Origin of the sequence: Streptomyces sp. NPDC091271, from assembly GCF_044757505.1 — a bacterium.
GTDB lineage: Bacteria > Actinomycetota > Actinomycetes > Streptomycetales > Streptomycetaceae > Streptomyces.
This window is the reverse complement of record NZ_JBIVVD010000004.1, coordinates 543,963-564,500: the sequence shown is the minus strand read 5'-3', so window position 1 is coordinate 564,500 and position 20,538 is coordinate 543,963. Positions and strand designations below refer to the sequence as shown.

Sequence of the window (20,538 nt, the reverse complement as noted above, 5' to 3'; positions counted from 1 at the left end):
CCGGCGGCGCCCCGCGAATGTCCGCTCCACTTCGGTCGGGCCGCCACGCGACTGCACATGAGTCAGCCGCCGCTGAGCCGGGCGATCAAGCAGCTCGAGACCGAGCTCGGTGCCCTGCTGCTCGTCCGTTCGCCTGTCGGCGTCACGCTCACACCGGTGGGTACCGTCCTGCTCGACGAGGCGCGTGCTCTGCTCGACCATGCCGACCGCGTACGCCGGCACGTGACCTCGGCGGCCGCCCGGGCGACCATCACCGTCGCCCTCCTCGGTGACAGCACCGACCTGGCGGCGACCAGACTGGCCGCCGCTTACCGCCGCAGCCACCCCGGCATCGACATCCGCATCCGCGACGCCGACCTGACCGACCCGATCTGCGGGCTGCGCGCCGGACTTGTCGACGTCGCCCTGACCCGGGCGCCGTTCGACGAGACCGCCCTGACGGTGCGGGGCCTGCGTTCCGATCCGGTGGGCGCGGTGCTGCGCGCCGACGATCCACTGGCCTGCCGCGACAGCCTGCGGCTGGCCGACCTGAGCGACCGCCACTGGTTCCAGTTCCCGCAGGGAACCGACCCGCTGTGGCGGTCGTACTGGAACGGCGGCGAGCCGCGCGAGGGGCCGGTGGTGCGCGTGGTCCAGGAATGCCTGCAGGCCGTGCTGTGGAACGGCACGGTCGGCCTCGCCCCGCTCGGTCACGACATGCCGGCAGGGCTGGCCGCGGTGCCGCTGACCGACATGGCTCCCAGCCGGGTGGTGGCGGTATGGAAAAAGGGTGACCGCAACCCGTTGATCCGTTCGTTCATCGAGATCGCGACAGCCGCGTACCGCCGCTGACTCTCTGCCACCTGGCGCGGTCAAGCGGCCGGTGTATCCGCCGGCGTGCGAGAAAATCCGTGGCCGAACCCGCATCCTGGCATTGATAATCGCCGCTCATGAAGCGACATCAGCCCGATGGAGATGCTCCGGCCAACCCGGCCTTACGACGCGTGCTGGGACGGCCTGGCGGCCCTGAACTGCTGGACCTGCTGAGCAACGGTATGTCCGGTGCCGATCTGACCACACTGCTGCTCGAGGTGTTCCGGCGCCGAGCGGATCAGCGCACGCCGGCGGAGGTGATGCGGCGCTACCGCGACGACCGGTTCGTAGCACCCGCACCGACCGGCTTCACCGCACTCCGCCGCACCGAAGACGCTCTGGTGTCCGCACTGCCCGACGGGTTCGAGACTCTCGTGCTTGCCCCTGTCCTGCCTCTGGCAGCCCATTCGGCCGTCGCGACGGTGGATCCGCGCAAGGTGATCGCAACGGTTCGCGGCAGCGAGGTGGCGGCTGACCCGACGAACGCGTTGGCCCTGGAGGCCTCCCTGCGACGTTCCGTGGCCCTGGCCGCCGATCCTCGTTCAAGGGTGCCGGTCAGGTTGGCCGCCATTCAGAGAGTGACGCGGGCACAGCACTTCGACGCTCCTGGGATGCTCGCCCACTTCCAGATATTCGGCCTGGTGACCGCCGGTCGAGATACCGGTAACCGGTCCTTCGAACACCAGCAGCTGACCGAGCATCTGCGGTTCGCCGCTCGAGCGCTGACCGCCGCCGGGGCACAGCACACGGAGATCCGGCTCACCTGCCTGGAGGACGCGAGCCGCCCGGTCATCGACCGGATTCGCGGTGATCTCGCCGCGTTGCCGGGCATCGCCGTGATCGAGGATCCCGACCGTACGACCGGACGCGGCTACTACACGAGCATGTGCTTCAAGGTCTGCACCAGCGTGGACGGCCACTACCTGGAAGTCGCCGACGGCGGCTTCGTCGACTGGAGCCAACTGCTCACCGGCAACCGTAAGGAACGCCTTCTGATCAGCGGCTACGGCGTCGATCGACTCACTGAACTCTGACGTCGGCGCCGCGGGAACCGGGTGCGGAGCCTCTCTGTGCGCGGTCCCGCCCGGCGATGGCCTCGGCGACCTCTTGGATCGCGCCGCGAAGAAGGTCACCGTAGGAGTTCCGAGGAAGGTCGGGGGCCAGCGCTCCGGCCGCGTCTATGTGCTCGGACGCCGCTTCGAAGGAGCCGAGTCGGCGAAAGTTGTCGGCCAGGTTGAGGTGCAGTGAAGGGTAGAAGCCGGCGACGTGCAGGCCGGCGTGGTGTTCCTGGACGCGCTGATCGGTCACGGCGTCGGCGGCGTCCAGAGCCCGGGTGTCCCAGACGAGGGCCTGGGCGGGGTCCTCGTAGAGATCTGCGAGGTAGTGGGCGAGGGAGCAGCGGTGCAGCGGGTCGCCGGTGACACCGATCTCGGACCACAGGGCCAGGAGTTTTCGGCGGGCAGTGACGATGTCACCGGTTCGGCCTTCGGTGACGGCCTGGCCGATGGCTTCCATGGTCGGGTCGGGAGCGGCGGGTGTGGTGGTCATGGAGTGTTCCTCGTTTTCTCAGGCGGAGTGGTCGGGTTTGACGGGCATGGCCACGGTGGTGAGATCGCCGCGGTCGGCGGAGCGGATGGTGACGGGCCGGTCGCTTCCCCTCAGGTCGAGCATCACGTCGGGGCCGATCGCGGTACTCACGGCGGGATAGAGCGTGGTCAGCTCGAACTGGATCTGGAGGGCCTGTCCCGTCGTAGCGGCCGGAACAGGGACGCCGGGGTGTTCGTCATTCGCCGACACGACGTTCACTCCGTGGTCGGCAACCTGCAGCGCCATGCGCGCGCCCGGGTGTTCCTCCAGCGCTCGTAGGAGCAGCTCTTTGGAGACCGTCACACGGGCGGTGACCTCGCCCAGCGACGCGAGCATCAGGCGGTGGTCGGGGAACTCCTCGGACAGCAGCCGGCAATGCCGGTCCTCCCGGCCGGCCACGCGGAGCCAGATCCCGTGAGGCACCGCTTCGAGTCGCACCTCGGCGCTGCGGCGGATCTCTGCGACCGCGATCCTCAGCTCGTCACCATCGACCGTGCCGGCCCACGTCTGTCCCGGTGGTTCAGCCGGCACCAGGGTTCGGGTGGAGAGACGGTAGCGGTCGGTCGCGGTCAAGGTGACCGTCTCTGGATTCGCCTCGATGCGCAGGCCGGCGAGCACCGGCATCCCGGGCTCATGTGCGGTCGCGGTCAGGACCTGCTCGATCGCATGCGCCAGCACGGGACCCTTCAGCACCGCGATCGGAAGACCTGGCACGTCGCCGAGCGCGAACTTGATGGCAGCGGCCTTCTGCCGTGCCGCTTCCGCGTCCCCCACGACCTTCGATACATACTCGTCCAGCAGCCGGGACGCGTCGTCGGCTCCTGCGTCGAGAACCGTCTCGACAGCCGCAAGGGGCATAGCCATCTCGCGCAGCTGACGCAGCACGGTTGCCCGTGCCACCTGGTCAGCGCTGTAGTACCGGTATCCCGAGACCGGGTCGACCTGGGCAGGGGGCAGCAGCCCGGAGTCGGCGTAGAACCGCAACGCGCTGGGCGTCAGACCACTGCGACGGGCGAAGGCCCCGATCGGCATCAGCTCAAAATTCGGCACCCCGCCATCATCGAGCTTCAACCAACTCGAAGGTCAACTTCGACGGGTGGAGCCCGGGATCCCTCGGTGGTTCCGGCCGGCTCAGCCGCCGTTGTCGAGCCAGGCGATCGGGTCCATGTACTGGCCGTCGAATAGAACCTCGAAGTGGAGGTGCGGGCCGGTGGACAGACCCGTCGAGCCGACCAGCCCGACGGGCTGGCCCGTGGTCACGCTCTGACCGGTTGTCACCTGGAGGGCGGACAGATGGCTGTAGGTGGTCTCCAGCCGCTTTCCGTCGATCGTGCCGTGGTCGATCACCACGCGGTTGCCGTAGGCCGGGGTCATGCCCGCGGACTCGACGCGTCCGTCCCGTGCCGCGGACACCTGAGCCCCCTGCGGCGCGCCGAAGTCGACGCCCGTGTGGAGCTTGGTGACCCCGGTCAGCGGGTGTGTGCGCGAACCGTACGACGAGGTGACGGTGAGCGTGGTGACGGGCGGAGCCAGAAGCGCGCCGGAGGCCGGGCCCGCCTCCTGCTCGGGGTTCCCCCGGACCAGTGCGTCGTACTGCGGAAGCCGCTTCTTGACGTCGGCGACGAAGGTGCGGGCCGGGGCGGGGACCTTGCCGGCCTCCTTGACCTGGCCCACCCCGGACGCAAACGCGGCGAGCGTGAGGTCGGCGACGTCGCCGTTGACGGTGCCCTTGGTGCGGAGCGCGGTCACCTTCTCCGCCAGGGAGCAGTCCTGCCGCCCCAGCGCCATGATCGCGTCCCCGGCGTCGCGCGGCGAGGAACTGCCGTTGCCGTCGTCGTCCCGGCCCCAGGTCTTCCAGCCGGCGTCCGTGAATCGGGCGATGCCCTGCTCGGAGAGGCTAGCGGTGTTGTCCTGCCATCCGGAGAGCTGGTCGATGTGCGCGGCGAGGAGTGCGGGGGTGATGCCCGTGCAGTCCGCAGTCGCCCTGCGCAGCCATGGGACGTAGGAGCCGTCCACATTGCTCACAGCTGACTGGCTCGGGCCCGGATCCTGCGGCGGTGCCAGGTCGAGGCCGCCGGTCAGGGCGAAGAGGAGGGCGACCCCGGGAAGTATCACCAGGCTGGGCAGCACGATCAGGGTGACGGGGCGGGGGCCGCGCCTACGTCTTGGGGCGGTGCGGCTGCCGGACGCGTCGACGGCCGGAGAGGTACTGGCCGACTCCGTGGCGAGCGGCTGCCGTTCGGGCTCAGCCGCGGCGTCCGCCGTGGGTTCGTGCCCGGTGGTTCCGGGCCGTCCTGGGCGGCTCTGCGCCGGATCGGGGTGCGGTGCTGCGGGGCGCGGCCGGAGGCCGTCGTCGTGCGCGGTGGTTCCCACCAGGTGGGGGAACGCCGTGCCTTCCCTGTCCTCGGTCACGTGGCGGGCCGGCTCCACGAGGGCGCCAGGGCGGGGCGTGATATCGGCGGGGTGTATCGGCTCACGCACAGACGCTAACCAATTGGTGACGGGGCGTCATCGGCCGCGAGGACAGGATGAACTGCCCGATGGGGCACAGTCGATGCCCGGTGGACTCCTCCTCGGTACCTGTCCCGGCTCTCGAACCGCCCCGGCGACCCCACGCCGCGCCGCCACCGCCCACAGCGGACCGGGGGCGCTGGAGCTCTTGCGGGGCACGTGATCACGAGCCCGCGAGTCTCCGGCGCTCCCCCGTTCCGGTGCGTATGCGTGGGTGGGACGCTTGCGGCCGGCTCGCCGTCAGCGCAGTTTCGCGTACACGATGAGGTTGTCCACGGGGTGACCGTCGGCGTCGAAGGCTCCGTCGCACGTGATCAGCCGGAGCACGCGCTCGTCGGTGGCTCCGTAGACCTTCTCCGTGGGGAAGGAGTTCTTGCTGACGGTCTCCGTGCCGGTGACCGTGAAGTGAGCCGCCTCCCGTCCCCCGCCGGACACGGCGATGTCCGCCCCCTTGGCGATGGTGTGCAGGTCGTGGAAGACGGCCTTGCCGAACCGTGTGTCGTTGTGGCCGATGAGCACGGCCGCGCCGGGCTCGCCGGGCACGGCTCCGCCCGCGTACCAGCCGGCCGTCATCCCCTTGTCCGCGGGCGGGACCTCGACCGTGCCGTCCTCGTTGAGTCCCAGCCGCAGTAGCGTGCTGTCTATCCCGAGTGACGGGACGGTCAGCCGCGTGGGCGCCGGTGCTTTGGGCGCCTCTTCGGACGGGGGCGCGTCGGAGGCCATCCTGACGGACGGCTCGGGGGTGTCGGACGCACCGCAGCCGGTGAGCGGGGTGAGCAGCAGAGCGGCTGCCGTCACGGACGCGGCCGTCCGCCATGACGAGTTCAGGTTGAGGGGCATGAGCACTCCGGGTGCGGGGCGAGCTGAAGGGGGGGAGGAACGGCGGGTGGCGCCGCCCCCGGGCGGGAGCGGCGCCACCGTGCGGGATCAGCCGTTGCGCTGTGCGGCGGACCGGCGGCGCAGCACGAGGACACCGGCGCCCGCGAGCAGCACCGCTCCGGCCGCGGAACCGTAGAGCGCGGTGTCACCGGCGCCCTGGGCCGGGCGCTCCCCGGCGTCGACGCCGCCGCGCGGAACCGTGCCGGCCGGCACGGACTCGGCCGGGACCGGAGTCGCCGCCTCGGTGGGTTCGGCGCCTTCGGGCGCGGGGGTGGGGGTCGCGCTGCGCTCGGCGGGCTCCGGGGTGGAGGTCGCGCTGCGCTCGGCGGCGGCCCGCGGGGGCGTGGCGTCGGCGACGGCCACGGTGGACGGCAGCAGGACCGCGCCCAGGCCGACAGTGGCCAGGACCGCGGTGCGCAGGGTCGGACGAAGGGACATGAAGGACTCCGATTCCAGCTCGGCGTGGGTGGTGCCCGCGCACGGATGCGCGTCGGGCGCCGGGCATGCCCACAGACTGGAGTGAAGTTGTGAGGAAGCTGTCAGACCGCCATGTTCATCGGATCAGGGCCGGCCGGCGGCAGCCGCAGGGTGAACACCGACCCTTCGCCCACCGTGCTGACCACGTCGGCCGTCCCGCCGTGCGCCTCTACGAGCTTGCGGACGATCGCCAGCCCGAGGCCACTGCCACCCGTACGCCGGCTGCGTGACTTCTCCGCGCGCCAGAACCGGTCGAAGACGTACGGCAGGTCCTCGGGCGCTATGCCTCTTCCGGTGTCGGCGACCTCCAGCACCACCTCCTCGTGCGCTTCGCCGGGCCCGGTCGCGTAGGCGCGCAGGGTGACACGCCCTCCCGCCGGGGTGTGGCGTACGGCGTTGGACACCAGGTTGCCGATCGCCTGCCGCAGCCGGACCGGGTCGGCGGTGAGTTCGGGGACCGGCTCGTGTCCCTCCGGGACGGTCGCTGTGAGGCCGACCCCGGCGACATCGGCCTGGGCCTGGTGGGCCGCCACCGCATGGGCGAGCAGCTCCTCGATCCGTACGGGTTCGGGGTGCAGACGCAGGACACCGGCATCGGCCGCCGACAGGTCCTGGAGGTCGTCGATGATGTGCTGCAGCTGCACCGCCTCCTCCAGCAGCGAGGAGACGAACATCGCGTCCACGTCGGCGATGCCGTCCTCGGCACCCTCCAGCCACCCGCGGATGTTGCTCAACGGGGTGCGCAGTTCGTGCGCCACATCGCTGACCATCACCTTGCGCTGTTGCTCCAGCCGTGCGCGGTGCGCCGACATGTCGTTGAAGGCGGCGGCCAGCCGGCCGATCTCGTTGTCCGCGGCAACCACCACATGCGACGGTTCCTCGCCGTCCCGCATGCGCTGGGCCGCTCCGGTGAGCGCGTGGAGCGGACGCACGAGCCGTACCCCGGCGAGGATCGAGGCGCCGACGGTGAGCGCGAGGACGAGCGCCGCGACGCCGGTGATCTTCGCCGTGTTCGCAGGGGAGAGCTCGAAGCCGGGCACGGCGCCGCCGCCCGGGTCGCCGATGAACAGCAGGGCGGGTGAGGCGACGTACGAACTGAGCTGCTCCTGGCGGGCGATGCCGACGCATGAGGCGATGTCGCGGTCGTTCTCGCTGTCGAGGGGCGCGGGGGTGGAAAGCTCTGTCGGCAGGGCCTCGCGCGGAACGCCGATGCTGGGCACGGGCGTCGGCTCGGGGGTGGCGGTCGCTGCGACCGGCTCCTCGTCAGTTCTCCACGAGAGGTCGAGATCGAGCTGTACGGCCTCGCGCCCCTGCCGGTCCAGGCACGCGTTGACGAGCTCGTTGAGGGCGGTGAGCGCCTTCGTCTCGGTTGTGGTGGGGCTGTCCAGGGCGTCCGTGGAGCACTGGCTGCCGCGCATGCGGTCCGGATCGTTGCCCACGACCTGGATACGGGGCCGCCCGCTGGGCCCCTCGACGACGTCGGAGGCGATCCCGGACCGGCTGAGACACTGCACCGCCTCGTCGGCGGCACGCCTCAACGACGTACGCTCGGCCTCGGGCAGCCTGAACGGTCCGACGGCCCGAGGGTCGACCCTGTCGTTGCCGGAGCGCTGCGCCCCTTCCGTGCCTGGTGCCGCGACCGTCACGGAGCCGGAGTCCGAATCGGCCTCCGAGGTGGCGGCCACGGACAGCGGGTCCACGACCGCCGAGGCCTGGGGAGGCAGGGCCGGAGGCGGCGAGGAGGAGGACGCGGCGGAGTCCGCGAGGATCTGCCGGCTCTGCGTCGTCAGCGTGATCCGCCGGTCGGACGCGTCGGCCAGTTCCTTCACCGTGGCCCCCACCCCGTCCCAGGAGGGGTGTTCGGCCGCATAGGCGAGGAGGGCGTCGAGGACGCGGGTGTCGGCGGCGAGGTTACGGCCCTGCTCCTGCTCGATCGCCCCGGATGTGGTCTGTACGGCCAGCCACGCGGTCGCGGCGACCGAACAGGCCGCGACGAGGGCCGACACCGCCAGCAGCCGGCCGAGGAGGCTCTTGCGCAGCGGGAGCCTCAGGCGCGGTCCGCCGCGCTCAGCGCGCCTCGGCACGCGGGGCGCCCTTCTGCGGGTCCATGAGCTTGTAGCCGACTCCGAAGACGGTGAGGAGCCGGACCGGCCGCCGGGGCGCGCGCTCGATCTTCTTGCGGAGGTTCATGATGTGCACGTCGACGGTCCGGCTGCTGATGTACCGGTCGAACCCGTGGAGTTCGGCGAGCAGCTGCTCGCGCGTGAAGACCCGTTCGGGCTCCGCGGCCATCGCCGAGAGGAGCCTGAACTCCCCCGGTGTGCACTCGACTCCTACGTCGTCGACCGCCACTTCGTGACGTACGGGATCGACGGCGAGCGATCCCACCCGCAACACGTGGCCGTCCTCGCGTCCGCCGTCCCGCCGGGTGCGCCGCAGGAGGGTGCGCACACGTGCCATGAGCTCCCGCGGGCTGTAGGGCTTGGTCATGTAGTCGTCCGCGCCCAGGTCGAGCCCGAGCAGCAGATCGTCCTCCGTGGCCCGGGCGGTCAGCATGAGGACCGCCAACTCCCGCTTCTCGGAACGCAGTATGCGGACCACGTCGAGCCCGTCCGCCCGGGGCATCATCACGTCGAGCACCAACAGGTCCGGAGCCCCCTGCCGCGCCTGTTCGAGGGCGGCGAGGCCGTCGGACACCACCGTGACCGCGTGGCCTTCGCGTTCGAGGTAGCGGCGGACCAGCTCGGCCTGTTTCGCGTCGTCTTCAGCGACTATGACGTTTGCGCACACGGGGGTGATCGTAGAGGAGGGCCCGGGCCGCCGGCTTCTGCCGTCTGGACGGGCAGGTCCGGCGGCCTGCGGGAGGGGGCTGCGATCAGCAGACGCCGTCCCCCGGCTTGGGGTTGCCCAGGCCGAACAGGGGACGCAGTTTGAGCCCGATCCACGTACCGGCCAGCGCGACCGCGCCCCACAGCCAGCCGCTGAGGCTGCCCGAGGCGACGCCTGCGAGGTAGGCGCCGATGTTGCAGCCTCCGGCCAGCCGTGCGCCCACGCCCATCAGGACACCGCCGAGCACCGACGCGACAGCCGTACGCCACGGGATACCACGGTGCAGGGCCCAGGTACCGCCGAGCGCGGCGGCCACCGCCGCACCGATCATGATGCCGATGTCGGTGAGGCTGGTCTTGTCCGCCAGCACGGGACCGGACAGCATCTCCGCGTTACCGGGCTGCCGCCACCAGGCCCAGTTCTCCGGGTGGCCGCCGAGGGCGCTCACCAGTTCCGAGCCCCACAGGCTGAACGCACTCGTGACGCCCCAGGCGCCGCCGGACACCAGCAGCACTCCCGCGCCGAGGACGGCCAGCACCAGGGCGCCGGCGGCGAGCGGCCAGGAGCCGCGGAAGGCCCGGACGGCCGAGGTGCGCGCCGAGGGTACGGCGCCGAGCGGCGGCGGGTTACGACGGGCCTGGACGCGTCGGGTGACGACGACCACCAGCAGCAGCGCGGCGATCGTCACCGCCCACGAGCCGAGCCAGCCGATGTGGTCGGAGAGCACGACCGGCTCCCAGGCGGGGAGGTCCTTCCACAGGTCGAACTGCCAGGCTGCGAGCGTGGCCCCCGCGATGAAGCCGCCGAGGGTCAGCAGCACCGAGGTCTGCCCCGAGCCGACGGCGAAGAGGGTGCCGGAGGCGCAGGCACCGCCGAGCTGCATCCCGACGGCGAAGAGCAGCGAGCCGACGGCCAGGCCGACGCCGATCGCTCCGCCGGACGGTGCCGGCTGCGAGCCGAACAGCCCGGTGCTCGTGCCGATGACGAGCGCGAAGAGGGTGGCCGTGGTGCCGAGCAGCAGCGCGTGCGCGCGCAGCCCGGTGCCGTTGCCGACGGCGATGAGCTGCCGCCAGGCGGAGGTGAAGCCGAACCGGGAGTGGAAGAGAGCGACGCCCAGTCCGAGCCCCAGCAGGAGCAGCACACCTGGTTTGGCGCCATGCGCGGACCACACGTACGCGGTCAGCGCGACGGCGAGCAGTCCGGACACGATGAGTGGCGTCCTGCGTACCGGGGGCAGCGGCGGCGCCTCCGGTCGCGGCACGGCGGTGGGAGAGGGTTCGAACAGGGCGGGCAGTGCGCGCGGCGGCGCGGCCGGCCCGGCAGGTGGCGCGGTGGTCACGAAGGTCTCCGGGATGATGCTCGGCGGACAGCGGCATTGGCTGTCGACAGCGCGGCACGCGCCGCCGACGCGGGGCTCAGCCGCGACAGAGGCCGTCGTCGACGCACCACGCCGAGTGCGCGAAGAGCGCGAGGCACAGTGACAGGGCCGATGCAGACATGCGTACGAATATACGGACGAGGACCCTCCGCATGCCGGGCCGTCTCGGCATGCGGAAAGCCTCTGAGCCTTCGCAGCCCGATGCGCGTTCGCCGGAGGCGTACCCGGCCGGTCCGACCAATCCGCGGAGCCTTCGGGTCCGAATTGATGGGAGGGCTCCGCCGTGCCGGACTTATCAGGCACGCGTGGCACGGGCCCGGGAAGAGGGCGCTGCCGGCCTGGGGGCCAGCAGGCCGGGACCGAGGGAGAGGCACGTGGGCATACGCAGCGGCACAACGAGCGGTCTACGGGGCATATCAGGCGGTGGGGTGGGAGACGGCGACGAACCGGGCAGCGGACACCCGGCGGGTTCGGCCCACCGGGCTGTCGCACCGCTCGCCCGGCCGGTGTTCGTCGACACCACGGGGAGACGCAGCCGAACCTGGCGTCGTGCAGGGGCCTTTACCGCGATCTGCTGCGCCTGCTACGCCACGACGGTCGTGGCCACGCTGGTCGGGGGTGATTCCAGCGCACCCCTTCTCCAACTGCCCCGGGCGATGGGCCTGGAACGCGAGTCGGGGGCGCGGTCCGTTAAGGACGAGGGACCCGAGACCTCGGCCGTCGAACCCGGGCCCACCGCACCGGGTCCGGCGACGCCCCGACCGGCGCGGTCGTCGGCGGCCGCTCTGCCGCTGCCCCTCGTGCCACCTCCCGGCCCCACGCACCCGCCCTCCGCGGACGCCGGGCCCATCGGACCATCCTCAGGTCCCCGGGACTCCGGGCCACGGACCTCCGGCCCCACGGACGACGGAACCACGCAGAGCGGGGCCGACGTCGAGGAGACCGTGGACCGGCCCTCCTCTCCCGTTCCGGAGACCGACGGCGGCTCCGGATCCGAGCCCCCGTCCCCCGGTGACGACGACGCCGAGGAGCCGGAGGCCGAATCCACGGCCGCACCTGGCGGGCAGTCGGGCGGCCTGTTGGGAGGGCTGCTCGGCGGACTGCTGGGAGGCGGCTGACCTCTCCGGCCAAAGGCCCACGTGGCTTTGCCGGAACTACGCGGAGATGACTCCCGCCTTCGGCTTGCCGGTCGAGCACGACAGCCGGGTCCGGGCGGCGGTGGCCACCCGCACAGCGGAGTTCAGGGCCTCGCCCTCAAGCCTTCAAGCCCTGAAGCTCTCAAGACAGGCCCGGTACGGACCGGTTCGGAGACCGCGCCGCGTGAACCCCGTCACCCCGGCCCCGGGCCGGGCCCGGGGTGACGGGCCTCAGATGGTCGCGGTGTCGATCACGAACCGGTAGCGGACATCGCTGTTCAGCACGCGCTCGTACGCCTCGTTGATCTCGGCCGCGCCGATCAGCTCGATCTCCGCGCCGAATCCGTGCTCGGCGCAGAAGTCCAGCATTTCCTGGGTCTCCTGGATGCCGCCGATCCCGGAACCCGAGAGGGACTTGCGGCCGCCGATCAGGGAGAAGAGGTTGACGGAGATGGGCTCCTCCGGGGCGCCGACGTTCACCAGCGCGCCGTCCGTCTTGAGGAGGGAGAGGTAGGCGCCGAAGTCCAGCGGAGCCGACACCGTGGACAGGATGATGTCGAAGGTGCCGCGCAGGTCCTCGAAGGTCTTCGGGTCGCTGGTGGCGTAGTAGTGGTCGGCGCCCAGCTTCAGCCCGTCCTCCCGCTTGCGCAGGGACTGCGAGAGAACGGTCACCTCGGCACCGAGCGCGTGCGCGATCTTGACGCCCACGTGCCCGAGACCGCCCATGCCGAGGACGGCGACCTTCTTGCCGGGGCCGGCGTTCCAGTGCTTCAGGGGGGAGTACGTGGTGATGCCGGCGCAGAGCAGCGGCGCCGCCTCGTCCAGCGCCAGGCCGTCGGGGATACGGACCGTGTAGTTCTCGTCCACGACGATGTGCGTGGAGTAGCCGCCGTACGTGGGGTCGCCGTTCTTGTCCAGGGCGTTGTACGTGCCGATGTTGCCCTTGGCGCAGTACTGCTCCAGGCCGGCCTTGCAGTTCTCGCACTCACGGCAGGAGTCCACCATGCAGCCGACGCCGACGCGGTCGCCGACGGCGAATCGGGTGACGCCGGAGCCCGTCTCGGTGACGATGCCGGCGATCTCGTGGCCGGGCACCATCGGGAAGATGCCCTCGCCCCAGCCGTCGCGGGCCTGGTGGATGTCCGAGTGGCAGATGCCGGCGAACTTGATGTCGATCAGGACGTCGAACTCGCCGACCGCGCGTCGCTCGATGGTGGTGCGCTCCAGCGGAGCCTTCGCGGAAGGGGCGGCGTACGCAGCGACAGTGGTCATGCGGGAATTCTCCTAAGGAGTGGTCCTGCGCCCGGCAGCTTTCGGTCCGGGCACGTCGTCCAGCCTGCCCTGTCTCTCCGCATTCACCCAGGCCACAGCTCTGCCTACGTCCAGTGGTCCTACTACTGGCGGGGTCAGGATGGTGTGCCTACGACCATGGATACTGGACCCATGGAGGAGCAGCCTGTACCCGAGCGGCAGTCCGCAGACGTCCCCGGTGGCGGCGCGGGTCACGCCCTCGACCGGCGCGCCGAGCTCAGCGAGTTCCTGCGCAGCCGACGGGCGCGGCTCAAGCCCGAGGATGTGGGTCTGCCCGACTTCGGGCGCCATCGCCGGGTCCCGGGGCTGCGGCGCGAGGAGCTCGCCCAGCTGGCCGGGGTGTCCGTGGCGTATTACACACGTCTCGAACAGGGCAACGGACAGAACGTGTCCGGGGAGGTACTGGGTGCGATCGCGTCGGCGCTGAGGCTGACCAGCGCCGAGCAGGCGCACCTCACGCACCTGGCGAAGCCCAAGCAGCACAGGAAGAAGCCCTCGACGCGGCAGCAGCGGGTGCGTGGCACCCTCTGTCAGCTGCTCGACACGATGGAGGGCGTTCCGGCGTACGTCATCGGGCGGCGTTCCGAGATCCTGGCCTGGAACCGGATGGCGGCGGCGGTCTTCGGCGACTGGTCGCAGCTTCCACCGCAGGAGCGGAACTGGGCGCGGCTGACGTTCCTGAAGCCGGAGTACCGGGACCTCTTCGTGGAGTGGGACCAGAAGGCGGCGGACATCGTCAGTTACCTGCGGATGGACGCGGGCTGCCACCCCGACGACCCGCGTCTCTCCGCGCTCGTCGGTGAGCTGTCCGTGAAGAGTGAGGACTTCCGGCGGCTGTGGGCCAGGCACGACGTCAAGGAGAAGAGCCACGGCGTCAAGCGGCTGCACCATCCACTGGTGGGTGAGCTGACGCTCTGCTTCGAGACGTTCGCTCTGCCCGACGACGCGGAGCAGTCGGTGGTCGCCTATCACCCGGAGCCGGACTCGGCTTCCGCCGACGCACTGCGCCTGCTGGCGAGCTGGGGCGCGGACGCCACCCGGGCGGGCAGGTCCGTCCCCGAGGGGCCGTAGTCCGAACCGCTCCTCCGGCCGCAGGAATGACTGATCCGCCTGCCCATGGCCAGCCGGCCTGCCGGCCGAACCGGAGGAAGCCGTGCGCACCGACGGGCTGAGCGCATTCGGCGCCTTCCGCCGCACCGCACTGCCCCTCGCGGCCCCGTGGACGGCGACCGCACCCCTTCTCGCCTTCGTCTTCAGCTGGAACAACTTCATGTTCGCGCTGATCTTCGCCGGCGACCGCACCCAGACGGTGCCGGTGACCCTCTTCGGCTTCATCTCGTACGCGAGCACCGACCGGGGCGGTCTGATGGCCGCCGCGACGCTCATCACCGTCCCCGTCGTGCCGGCCGCCGTCCTCGGACAGAAGTACCTGGTGGCCGGCCTGACCTCCGGCGCCTCCAAGGGCTGAACGGCCCTCATCACCGCATCCGGAAGAAAGCACCCCCATGAAAATTGTCGACGCGAAGGTCCTCGTCACCAGCCCCGGCCGTAACTTCGTCACGCTCAGGCTGACGACCGACGAGGGTCTCACCGGCCTCGGCGACGCCACCCTCAACGGCCGGGAACTGGCCGTGGTCAGCTATCTCGAGGACCACGTGGTGCCCCTCCTCATGGGGCTGGACCCGCACCGCATCGAGGACACCTGGCAGTCCCTGTACAGGGGTGCCTACTGGCGGCGCGGCCCGGTGACGATGGCCGCGATCGCCGCCGTCGACGTCGCGCTCTGGGACATCAAGGCGAAGGCCGCCGGCCTCCCGCTCTACCAGCTCCTGGGCGGGGCGAGCCGGGACCGCGTGGGGACCTACGGCCATGCCAACGGGCGTGACATCCCCGAACTCCTCGACTCGGTCCGGGCCCGCCTCGCCGAGGGCTACCCCGCCGTACGCGTGCAGTCCGGCATCCCCGGGCTGAAGGCGGTCTACGGCGTGTCGAGCACGGACGACAGCGGCTCCCCCGTGCTGCACCAGCAGGCCCGGCCGCTGGTGGAAGACTGGGACACCGACGCCTATCTGCGTCACATGCCGGACGTTCTGGAGGCCGTGCGCGCCGAGTTCGGCCCGGACCTCCCCCTCCTGCACGACGCGCACCACCGGCTCACCCCTCTCCAGGCCGCCCGCCTCGGCAAGGACCTGGAACCGTACCGCCTCTTCTGGCTCGAGGACTGCACGCCCGCCGAGAACCAGGAGGCTCTGCGCGTGGTCCGCCGCCACACCACCACACCTCTGGCCATGGGCGAGGTCTTCAACACGGTCTACGACTACCAGTCCCTGATCACCGAGCAGCTGATCGACTACGTACGTTCCGCCGTCACCCACTTCGGAGGCGTCACTCCGCTGCGCAAGCTCTTCGACTTCGCCGCGCAGTACCAGATCAAGAGCGCGATCCACGGCCCGGAGGACATCTCCCCGGTCGGCATGGCCGCCGCCGTCCACCTCGACCTCGCCGTACACAACTTCGGCATCCAGGAGTACTCGGGCCACACGGCACTCACCGAGGAGGTGTTCCCCCACGCGTACACCTTCGTGGACGGCCATCTGCACCCGGGCGAGGCGCCGGGCATCGGCGTGGATCTGAACGAGGCGCTGGCGGCCTCGCACCCGTACGAGGCGGCGTACCTCCCGGTCAACCGGCTGCACGACGGAACAGTCCACGACTGGTGACCTTCGCAGCGGTGAACTGTCCCGGGGAACGCGGGTAGCACTCCCCCGTCGCCGGCGGCGTCCGCCTTCCGCGGCCCCGGGTAGCACTCCCCCGTCGCCGGCGGCGTCCGCCTTCCGCGGCCCCGGGCCTGCGTCAGGCCGGACGCGGAAGGCGGTGCAGTCGCACGTCGACCCGCGCGTCCGCGACCTCGGCGGTCATGTAGGTGCAGTACGGCTGCCGGCGTCTGTCGGTCGGCGAGCCCGGATTGAGCAGGCGCAGCCCCCCGGGAGCGGTGGTGTCCCAGGGGATGTGGCTATGGCCGAACACCAGCACGTCGAGGTCGGGGTAGCGGTCCGCGCACCGCTTCTCCCGCCCCTGCGACGCCCCCGTCTCGTGCACGACGCCGAAGCGGAGCCCCTCGCACTCCACGCGTGCGAACTCGGTGAGCCTGGACCTCAGCTCCGGGCCGTCGTTGTTGCCGAAAACGCCGACGAGGTGCCGCGCGCGGGCCTCGAAGAGGTCCAGGGTCGCCTCGTCCACCCAGTCACCGGCGTGGAGGACGACATCGGCCTCCTCCATCTCCGCGAGCAGGGGCGCGGGCAGTCGCCGGGCTCGCTTGGGCAGGTGCGTATCCGATGTCAGCAGCAAGCGCACGGGCACACTCCGGGGCCATGGGCAGCGGCCGGGATGTGCCGCTCGTCGGGCCACACTATGCGCGGCGCCGGTGGTGGGGGCGCAGCTCCCGTCGGCGGGCCCGGCCGGGTTTCTTGTGCGCACCATGGACAACTCCTTCCCCTGCCGCTACCTTCAGCGATTGTTTGACAACGATGTCATTCCCTCTTCTCCCAAGGAGCAGTGATCGCGAATGGTGTCCCGGAGAACTCTTCTGCAAGCGGGCGGAGCGGCCCTGGCGGCCGGCGGGCTCGGGATCTCCCTGCCCGGTCGGTCCGACGCCGCCCCGGCCCGACCGGCGGCCCCCCTGCTGCCTTCCTTCGGCCGTCCCACCCGGCTGGACGTCGCCGACGTCAGCTCGCTGGACGGGAACGACCAGCTGTTGCTGACGACCCTTCAGGGGGTGGTGAACCGTCGGCGCCCACGCCTCTACTTCAATTTCGACGAGGGCGATGTCGACCTCCGCTGGCTGCCCGGCACCGGCGCCTCGGTCACCCGTCACGACCGCGCGCTGGACCTCGTCGCCCGCTACCGCGCCGAAACACGCGGCGCCATCCTGCACGACCCCGAGGCCCCTGACTCGGTGAACGTGGCGACCACCCTGGCCGGCCTGGAGAACGCCGTCGTGGCCACCGCCGAGCAGGCCCGTGAGCACCGGTTGAAGACCGTCGTCGATCTGCGGGGCCGCTTCGACGCGGACGACGTGCTCGCCACGTACCGCTGGCAACTGGACCACTTGTTCCCGCGCTGCACCCACACCCTGCTGGCAGGACTGCCTCCCACCCGGACGGTACGGTCCAACAGCGTGCGATGGCGAGAGATCGCACGGGAGACCGAGCGCGTCCGCGACTCGTCGAACCGGCAGGTCCGCACCTTCGATCTGAGCGCGGAGACCGCCGACGGGGACGGCGTCTACCTACGCTTCCAGGACTCGTTCGGCGACGACGGCTGGGGCGCTTCGGTCGGCTCGGTCACCGTGACGGCCGACGGCAGCGAGGTGATCGCCTCGTTCGTTCCCGGCACGGCCGCCGAGGCGCCGCACCTCTTCGACGGCTCCAACTCCTCCATCGGCGGGGACGCCAACCGGTTCTGCGACGGCGACGGGTACTTCATCTATCACTTCACCCCGCCTGCCGGTACACAACAGCTCCTGGTCGAGGTCGAGCTGTGGAACCAGTACCTCGTCTCCGCCACCACGACCGCACCCACCAGGGTCGAGCCGTTCCCCTGTTTCCGGGACTACGCCGTCGCGAGCCGGGCGATGGTCCTCTGGCTGCCACCGTCCGGCGAGACGGGCACGCTTCTCGACGAGATCTTCAGCCGGGTCACACCCACCACCCCCTACGCTGGCTGGTTCTCCAACGACGTGGCGGGCGAGTGGGGAGGGGTGGACCGCGCGTCCCGGCACGGCATCGAAGTGGTGCCCGCCGACTTCTACATGAACGGCACGGTGCACGCCGGCGTCCCCGCGAAGATCTCGGACAAGGCCCGGCCGAGACCGAAGGCCCCGCTCCGCAACCGCGTCTACCTCACCCTCACCGTCGGCGAGGGTGACAACATCCAGTACTGCCAGCGCCGCATGCGGAACATCTGGGACGACCCCGCGCGGGGGCGTGTGCCTGTCAACTGGACCGTCAGCCCGCTGCTCGCGGACATCGGTCCCGCGCTGCTGGCGTACTACCAGGCCACGGCCACCGACAACGACCTGCTGATCGCGGGCCCTTCCGGCGCCGGTTACACCTATCCGGGCTCCTGGCCCGAGGGGACCCTGGACTCGTACACCGAACTCACCGGGCACTTCCTGCGCCGGACCGGCATGGACCTGGTCTATGCGTACAACCCCCGCAACGCGGCAGGCGACGGATGGATCCCGTTCGATGAACGCGTCGTCCGCTCCTACCGGGAGAACACCCCGCTGCGCGGCATCATCCAGTCCTGGGAAACCGGAGACCTGCAGAGCCGCCCCGCCGGGATTCCTGTGCTCGGCAACTTCTTTCCGCAGGGGAAGGCCGCGGAGTACCGGGACGCGCTGCTCCGGCACATCGAGGGCTGGGACCGCGCCGCGCCACTGTTCGTCGCCGGCGCCGTCAACGCCTGGAGCTGGACGCCGAGTGACATCGCCGAACTCTGCGACCTGCTCGGCGAACCGTTCGAAGTCGTCCGCGGCGACACGTTCTTCGACCTGGTGAACCGGACGGAAGCAGGCTCCCGGCAGTAGGGGAAGGCTGTTCCCGGCCGGTTCGTCATGGGGCCGCACCGGGAATCAGCCACGTGCGCCCCGCCTCTTCCCGCCTCCGCACGGGTGTGCCACAGTCTCGATCCATCCGTATCTTCGCGGCCCATTTTTACATCGATGTACATGCCGACGGTCGCCTCCCGGGCTGCTGCGGCCCGTCACTCGAGAAGAGGAATCCCTGATGCGTATGCGCCGACCACGGCCTCACCCCCACACCTCGCCGGGGAACGCCCGGCCCTCCGGTGCGGCCGCGTCCCGCCCGCGGGCCGGAGTACGGCGGCTCCTGCTCTGCGTAGCCGCGGTGTTGAGCCTGCTGGCCCTCGCGGTGCCGGCCGCGGCCGGCGGCACCCCCCTCGGCTCCTCCCCCGCGACCACCGCCGCCCCCGCCGCCACGGGCACACCCCTGCGCGACGGTACGGGTCTGTATCCCCGCGCCGTCCGGCTCGCCCACAGCGGTGCGGCTGACGGGCGCGTGCTCGCGAGCGTCGTCACCTTCGACGGCGACAACGGCATCGGCGCCATCCATGAGAGCACCGACGGGGGCGCGACCTTCCGCGAGGTCGGCCGGGTCGCCGACCCCGAGTCCTCGGCGGGCCAGGGGCTGTGTTGCGCGACCCTGTTCGAGCTGCCACGCCAGGTGGGTGCTCTGGCGCCGGGCACGCTGCTCTGGGCCTCGTCCGCCGGCCAGGACGAGCAGGACCGGCGTATGGCGCTGCGCGTCTGGCGCAGCGACGACGTGGGCCGGACCTGGTCCTACCTCTCCGCCTGTGCCGTGGCGAGCGGCACAGGCGGCCTGTGGGAACCGGAGTTCTCCATCGCCGCCGACGGCGCCCTCGTCTGCCACTACGCCGACGAGACGGACCCCGCCCACAGTCAGAAGCTGGTGGCGTCACGCAGCTACGACGGCGTCACCTGGCAGGGACACCACGACACCGTGGCCAGCAGCTGGACCCCCGACCGGCCGGGCATGCCCGTGGTGCGCAAGCTGCCGAACGGCACCTACTTCATGAGTTTCGAGATCTGCAACCCCGGAGGCCAGTACCAGTGCGTGGTGCACTTCCGGACGTCGGCGGACGGCTGGAACTGGGGTGACCCGACCGCCCTGGGCAACCGTCCGGAGACGGTCGACGGCAAGTACTTCAGGGCCGCGCCGACCATCGCGTGGGCTCCGTCACCCGACGGCGGGCCGAACGGGCGCATCCTGCTGGTGGGCCAGCGGCTGCTCAACCGGGACGGCACCCCTTCGGCGGAAAGCGGCCGCACGGTTCTCGTCAACACGGAGAACGGCAGCGGCCCCTGGTACGAGATCGACTCGCCCGTGCGGGTGACCGAACCCGCGGTGAACTACTGCCAGAACTACAGCTCCCCGCTGCTTCCGTCGGCCGACGGAAGCCGGCTGCTGCAGATCGCCACCGACTGGGACGGTTCGGTGTGCCGGCCGTACTTCGCGACGGGCGCCCTCAACGGCAGCGGTGACCCCGCCGGTGTCGCGGACGGCGCGCTCTACCGCCTGAGGAACGTCTCCAGCGGGCACTGCCTCGACGTGGCGGCGGACTCCCGGGCGCCGGGCGGCAACGTGCAGCAGTGGACCTGCAACGGACTGGGGCCGCAGGACTGGACACTCCGGGCGCGCGACGGTGGCCACTTCACCCTCACCGGCCGCAACAGCGGGCACTGCCTGGATGTGGAGAACGGTTCCGCGACGCCCGGTGCGAACGTCCGCCAGTGGTACTGCAACGCACAGCCGGCCCAGGACTGGCGTACGGAGAGCGTAGGCCGCGGGTACTACCGGCTCGTCTCCCGGTCCAGCGGCCAGTGTCTCGACGTGGCCGAGGGCTCCCGGACGCCGGGCGCCAACGTCCAGCAGTGGACCTGCAACGGACTGGGGCCGCAGATCTGGCAGCTGCGACGGATCTGAGGCCCCGGTCCGGAGCCGCTGCCGTCGGTACATGGCTGACGGCCCGCCGGGC

16 protein-coding genes and 2 pseudogenes are annotated in these 20,538 nt (G+C 71.1%); 8 read left to right on the top strand and 10 right to left on the bottom strand.

What is annotated here, in order from left to right:
* Positions 1–24 precede the first annotated feature (24 nt).
* Both ACIQM3_RS19055 and ACIQM3_RS19050 read left to right on the top strand, forming a co-directional pair.
* Positions 25–831 (top strand): annotated as a pseudogene (locus tag ACIQM3_RS19055) (LysR family transcriptional regulator); the annotation flags it as partial.
* Between the two features lie 98 nt (positions 832–929).
* Complete coding sequence (locus tag ACIQM3_RS19050) at positions 930–1,886, top strand: hypothetical protein (protein WP_401625485.1); 957 nt, start codon at positions 930–932, stop codon at positions 1,884–1,886.
* Here ACIQM3_RS19050 and ACIQM3_RS19045 read toward each other — a convergent pair.
* The 8 genes from ACIQM3_RS19045 to ACIQM3_RS19010 form a co-directional block, all read right to left on the bottom strand.
* A complete protein-coding gene (locus ACIQM3_RS19045; protein WP_401625482.1) occupies positions 1,873–2,400 on the bottom strand; it encodes a hypothetical protein in 528 nt (175 codons plus the stop codon). The two genes, ACIQM3_RS19050 and ACIQM3_RS19045, sit on opposite strands and share 14 nt — an antisense overlap.
* An 18-nt stretch (positions 2,401–2,418) precedes the next feature.
* Positions 2,419–3,489 carry a MerR family transcriptional regulator gene (locus tag ACIQM3_RS19040; protein WP_401625479.1) on the bottom strand — a complete coding sequence of 357 codons (1,071 nt, stop codon included), beginning with the start codon at positions 3,487–3,489 and terminating at the stop codon, positions 2,419–2,421.
* Positions 3,490–3,570: 81 nt separating this feature from the next.
* Positions 3,571–4,851, bottom strand: coding sequence for a peptidoglycan DD-metalloendopeptidase family protein (locus ACIQM3_RS19035; RefSeq protein WP_401625476.1), 1,281 nt, complete (start codon positions 4,849–4,851; stop codon positions 3,571–3,573).
* 339 nt (positions 4,852–5,190) lie between these two features.
* Positions 5,191–5,790 carry a class F sortase gene (locus ACIQM3_RS19030; RefSeq protein WP_401625473.1) on the bottom strand — a complete coding sequence of 200 codons (600 nt, stop codon included), beginning with the start codon at positions 5,788–5,790 and terminating at the stop codon, positions 5,191–5,193.
* Between the two features lie 87 nt (positions 5,791–5,877).
* A complete protein-coding gene (locus ACIQM3_RS19025) occupies positions 5,878–6,267 on the bottom strand; it encodes a hypothetical protein (protein ID WP_401625470.1) in 390 nt (129 codons plus the stop codon).
* Between the two features lie 101 nt (positions 6,268–6,368).
* The gene (locus ACIQM3_RS19020) at positions 6,369–8,390 is read right to left on the bottom strand and encodes a sensor histidine kinase (protein WP_401625467.1); all 2,022 of its coding nucleotides are present in this window, start codon (positions 8,388–8,390) and stop codon (positions 6,369–6,371) included.
* A complete protein-coding gene (locus ACIQM3_RS19015; protein ID WP_401625464.1) occupies positions 8,374–9,096 on the bottom strand; it encodes a response regulator transcription factor in 723 nt (240 codons plus the stop codon). Before ACIQM3_RS19015 ends, ACIQM3_RS19020 begins: the two co-directional genes overlap by 17 nt.
* An 85-nt stretch (positions 9,097–9,181) precedes the next feature.
* Complete coding sequence (locus ACIQM3_RS19010) at positions 9,182–10,474, bottom strand: YeeE/YedE family protein (RefSeq protein WP_401625461.1); 1,293 nt, start codon at positions 10,472–10,474, stop codon at positions 9,182–9,184.
* A 983-nt stretch (positions 10,475–11,457) separates the two neighbouring features.
* Between ACIQM3_RS19010 and ACIQM3_RS19005 the strand changes: the two genes are divergently transcribed.
* On the top strand, positions 11,458–11,631 hold the full coding sequence (locus ACIQM3_RS19005) for a hypothetical protein (protein WP_401625458.1): 174 nt from the start codon (positions 11,458–11,460) through the stop codon (positions 11,629–11,631).
* Positions 11,632–11,880: 249 nt separating this feature from the next.
* Here the strand turns inward: ACIQM3_RS19005 and ACIQM3_RS19000 are convergent, their stop codons facing one another.
* Positions 11,881–12,921 (bottom strand): NAD(P)-dependent alcohol dehydrogenase, encoded by a 1,041-nt coding sequence (locus ACIQM3_RS19000; protein WP_401625455.1) that lies wholly within the window; start codon positions 12,919–12,921, stop codon positions 11,881–11,883.
* A 171-nt stretch (positions 12,922–13,092) separates the two neighbouring features.
* On the opposite strand from ACIQM3_RS19000, the gene ACIQM3_RS18995 reads away from it, so the two are divergent.
* The 3 genes and pseudogenes from ACIQM3_RS18995 to manD all read left to right on the top strand — a co-directional run bounded on the left by ACIQM3_RS18995 (position 13,093) and on the right by manD (position 15,680).
* Positions 13,093–14,031 carry a helix-turn-helix domain-containing protein gene (locus tag ACIQM3_RS18995; RefSeq protein WP_401625452.1) on the top strand — a complete coding sequence of 313 codons (939 nt, stop codon included), beginning with the start codon at positions 13,093–13,095 and terminating at the stop codon, positions 14,029–14,031.
* Between the two features lie 52 nt (positions 14,032–14,083).
* Positions 14,084–14,428 (top strand): annotated as a pseudogene (locus ACIQM3_RS18990) (ABC transporter permease subunit); the annotation flags it as partial.
* 37 nt (positions 14,429–14,465) lie between these two features.
* Positions 14,466–15,680 carry a D-mannonate dehydratase ManD gene (manD, locus tag ACIQM3_RS18985; RefSeq protein ID WP_401625449.1) on the top strand — a complete coding sequence of 405 codons (1,215 nt, stop codon included), beginning with the start codon at positions 14,466–14,468 and terminating at the stop codon, positions 15,678–15,680.
* 133 nt (positions 15,681–15,813) lie between these two features.
* Here manD and ACIQM3_RS18980 read toward each other — a convergent pair whose 3' ends face one another.
* Entirely contained in the window at positions 15,814–16,314 is a 501-nt protein-coding gene (locus ACIQM3_RS18980) for a metallophosphoesterase family protein (protein ID WP_401625446.1), read from the bottom strand.
* Between the two features lie 211 nt (positions 16,315–16,525).
* Here ACIQM3_RS18980 and ACIQM3_RS18975 point away from each other — a divergent pair, with 211 nt between their 5' ends.
* Together ACIQM3_RS18975 and ACIQM3_RS18970 are read left to right on the top strand one after the other, a co-directional pair.
* On the top strand, positions 16,526–18,550 hold the full coding sequence (locus tag ACIQM3_RS18975; RefSeq protein ID WP_401625443.1) for a GxGYxYP domain-containing protein: 2,025 nt from the start codon (positions 16,526–16,528) through the stop codon (positions 18,548–18,550).
* A gap of 199 nt (positions 18,551–18,749) precedes the next feature.
* Positions 18,750–20,486, top strand: coding sequence for an RICIN domain-containing protein (locus tag ACIQM3_RS18970; RefSeq protein WP_401625440.1), 1,737 nt, complete (start codon positions 18,750–18,752; stop codon positions 20,484–20,486).
* Positions 20,487–20,538 lie beyond the last annotated feature (52 nt).

Coding starts and splice junctions, on each gene's coding strand:
- ACIQM3_RS18975 (WP_401625443.1), top strand. CDS start 16,526: ATGGTGTCCCGGAGAACTCTTCTGCAAGCGGGCGGAGCGGCCCTGGCG.
- ACIQM3_RS19045 (WP_401625482.1), bottom strand. CDS start 2,400: ATGACCACCACACCCGCCGCTCCCGACCCGACCATGGAAGCCATCGGC.
- manD (WP_401625449.1), top strand. CDS start 14,466: ATGAAAATTGTCGACGCGAAGGTCCTCGTCACCAGCCCCGGCCGTAAC.
- ACIQM3_RS18970 (WP_401625440.1), top strand. CDS start 18,750: ATGCGTATGCGCCGACCACGGCCTCACCCCCACACCTCGCCGGGGAAC.
- ACIQM3_RS19000 (WP_401625455.1), bottom strand. CDS start 12,921: ATGACCACTGTCGCTGCGTACGCCGCCCCTTCCGCGAAGGCTCCGCTG.
- ACIQM3_RS18995 (WP_401625452.1), top strand. CDS start 13,093: ATGGAGGAGCAGCCTGTACCCGAGCGGCAGTCCGCAGACGTCCCCGGT.
- ACIQM3_RS19025 (WP_401625470.1), bottom strand. CDS start 6,267: ATGTCCCTTCGTCCGACCCTGCGCACCGCGGTCCTGGCCACTGTCGGC.
- ACIQM3_RS19050 (WP_401625485.1), top strand. CDS start 930: ATGAAGCGACATCAGCCCGATGGAGATGCTCCGGCCAACCCGGCCTTA.
- ACIQM3_RS19030 (WP_401625473.1), bottom strand. CDS start 5,790: ATGCCCCTCAACCTGAACTCGTCATGGCGGACGGCCGCGTCCGTGACG.